Raw genomic sequence first — 2,739 nt, 5'->3', positions numbered from 1 at the left:
TGGCTTTATTCACGGGTTGTGAAGTCAGTTGTTCATGGGTTTGGGAGGCGCCCAGATCCACAGTCGGGTGATGTTCACGAGTTTTGAAGTCACCGGGGTGCTTGCCGCGGGAGCATCGGGATGCTTCTGGTGAAAGGTCCTGGTCATGCCGCAGATGTCGAAGGTCGAGCTGTACGCGGCGATCCGCCGGGACCACCGCGGCGGCATGAAGATCCGGGAGATCGAGCGCAAGTACAACGTGTCGTGGCGGACGGTCCGCAAGGCCGTTGACTCGGTCTGGCCCGAGCCGAGGAAGCAGCTGCCGCCGCGGCCGACCGCGTTGGACCCGTACAAGTCGCTGATCGACGGGATGCTGCTGGCGGATTTGGACGCGCCGCGCAAGCAGCGGCATACGATCACGCGGATCTTTCACCGCCTGGTCGAGGAGCACGCGGCGGACGTCTCCTACCAGATGGTCCGCCGCTACGTCGCCGACCGGAAGCCGCAGATTCTCGTCGAGTCGGGGAAAGCGCCGGTCGAGGCGTTCGTGCCGCAGACGCACCAGCCCGGCATGGAGGCCGAGGTCGACTTCGGCGACGTGACCGTCCGGCTCGCTGGCGAGCTTGTGACCTGCTATTTGTTCTCCTTCCGTCTGTCCTACTCGGGCAAGGCCGTCCATCGTGTCTTTGCGTCCTGTGGTCAGGAGGCGTTCTTCGAAGGGCATGTGCACGCGCTTCGCACGCTGGGCGGGGTCCCGCGGAGCAAGGTCCGCTACGACAACCTGAAGGCCGCCGTCGCCCAGGTGCTGGGGCTGAGCCGGGCGAGGGTTGAGGCCGACCGGTGGATCGCGTTCAGGTCGCACTTCGGGATCGAGAGCTTCTACTGCCGGCCCGGCATCGAGGGCGCCCACGAGAAGGGTGGAGTGGAAGGGCAGATCGGCTACTTCCGCCGCAACCACTTCACGCCGGTGCCCGAGGTCGACTCGCTGGCCGAGCTGAACGAGCTGGTCGACCAGTGGGACCTGCGTGACGGACGGCGCCGGATCGGTTCGCGGCCACGGACGATCGACGAGTACTTCCAGGTCGAGCGGCCGCTGCTGATGCCGCTGCCTGAGGAGCCGTTCGAGACGGGCCGGCTGTTCACTCCGAGGGTCGACCGCTACAGCCAGATCGCGGTTCGCACGAACCGGTACTCGGTGCCGGTCCGGCTGATCGGCAAGCGGGTCAGGGTCGTGCTCCATGCGTCTCACCTGGTGATTTACGACCGGAACGTGGAAGTTGCCCGGCACGAGCGTCTGATCGCGAAGGGCGGCTGCCGCCTGGATCTGGACCACTACCTGGAGGCTCTGATTCGCAAGCCAGGGGCCTTCCCCGGCGCGACGGCGCTTGAACAGGCCCGCTCGGCCGGCAAGTTCACACCGGTTCACGACGCCTGGTGGGCCGCGGCGGTCAAGGCCCACGGAGACACCGCCGGAACCAGGGCCCTGATCGAGGTCCTGCTGCTGGCCCGCCACGTCTCGCACGAACACTTGGTCGCCGGCCTCGCGATGGCTCTGCGGGCCGGGGCTCTGACGGCGGACGCGGTGGCGCTGGAGGCCCGCAAGGTCGCCCAGGCCGAGGACGAGCCGGCCGACCACCCTTCGCCGGCGGACGCTGGCGGCGCGGCCACCGTGACGTTTCTGCACGAGTGGCGGCTCGCACACCTTCCCCCGGACACCAGGCCGCTGCCCTCGGTGACCCACTACGACCAACTGCTCCGACGCCGCCGCGCCAGCGGCGGTGAACACCGCGAGGGAGAAGCACAGTGACCCTGCCCCGCCAGCGAGGCTTGACCGAGCAGGCCGCCACTACGGCCATCGACACCGCCTGCCGCCTGCTGCGGCTTCCCTCGATCAGAAACGAGTTCTCCGACATCGCCGACCGGGCGCTGAAGGACCAGATGACCTATCGCGGCTTCCTCGCCGAGCTGCTGATGGCCGAGTGCGACGACCGGTCCCGGCGCCGTTCGGAACGGCGGATCAAGGCGGCCGGCTTCCCCCGGGACAAGTCCCTGCGGACCTTCGACTTCGACGCGAACCCGAACATCGACGCGGCCACCATCCATACGCTCGCCAGCTGCGAGTGGATCAAGAAGAGTCAGCCGCTCTGCCTGATCGGCGACTCCGGGACCGGCAAGTCCCACATGCTGATCGCGCTCGGCACCGAGGCAGCGATGGCCGGCTACCGGGTCAAGTACGTGCTGGCCACGAAGCTGGTCAACGAGCTCGTCGAGGCCGCCGACGAGAAGCAACTGTCCAAGACGATCGCCCGCTACGGCCGCGTTGACCTCCTCTGCATCGACGAGCTCGGCTACATGGAACTCGACCGACGAGGCGCCGAACTCCTCTTTCAGGTCCTGACCGAACGCGAGGAGAAGAACAGTGTCGCCATCGCCTCCAACGAGTCCTTCGGCGGCTGGACCAAGACGTTCACCGACCCCCGCCTCTGCGCGGCCATCGTCGACCGCCTCACCTTCAACGGCACCATCATCGAGACCGGAACCGACTCCTACCGCCTCGCCAGCACCCGCGCTCGCGCCGCACAGTCGGCCAAGGCCGGCTGACCTCTGCCGCTGCCTGCCTCGACGGCCCGCCGCCCTCCGGGCGGCGGGCCGTCCCCATGCTCTGCCGCTATCTCTCGTGAACATTTCGAGACCCAGCGATCACCAACTGCCGCCCAAACCGGCAGACAAACGCTGCTGCTGAACGTGAACAAAGCCAGA

The 2,739-nt window shown here is 67.4% G+C and carries 2 protein-coding genes; both read left to right on the top strand.

The window, feature by feature from the left end; translation table 11 throughout:
- The first annotated feature begins 154 nt into the window (after positions 1 to 154).
- A complete protein-coding gene (gene istA, locus ACF08B_RS41560) occupies positions 155 to 1,786 on the top strand; it encodes an IS21 family transposase (RefSeq protein ID WP_392322220.1) in 1,632 nt (543 codons plus the stop codon).
- Complete coding sequence (gene istB / locus ACF08B_RS41555) at positions 1,783 to 2,580, top strand: IS21-like element helper ATPase IstB (protein ID WP_392322219.1); 798 nt, start codon at positions 1,783 to 1,785, stop codon at positions 2,578 to 2,580. The genes istA and istB overlap by 4 nt, the downstream gene beginning before the upstream one ends.
- The last annotated feature ends 159 nt before the right edge of the window (positions 2,581 to 2,739 follow it).

It is taken from the genome of Streptomyces sp. NPDC015139, from assembly GCF_043079785.1.
Lineage (GTDB): Bacteria > Actinomycetota > Actinomycetes > Streptomycetales > Streptomycetaceae > Streptomyces > Streptomyces albidocamelliae.
The sequence above is the reverse complement of the archived record's forward strand: the minus strand, read 5'-3'. Positions and strand labels throughout refer to the sequence as shown.

Bases quoted from the DNA above. Each gene is read 5' to 3' on its own strand.
- istA (WP_392322220.1), top strand. From the start codon at position 155: ATGTCGAAGGTCGAGCTGTACGCGGCGATCCGCCGGGACCACCGCGGC.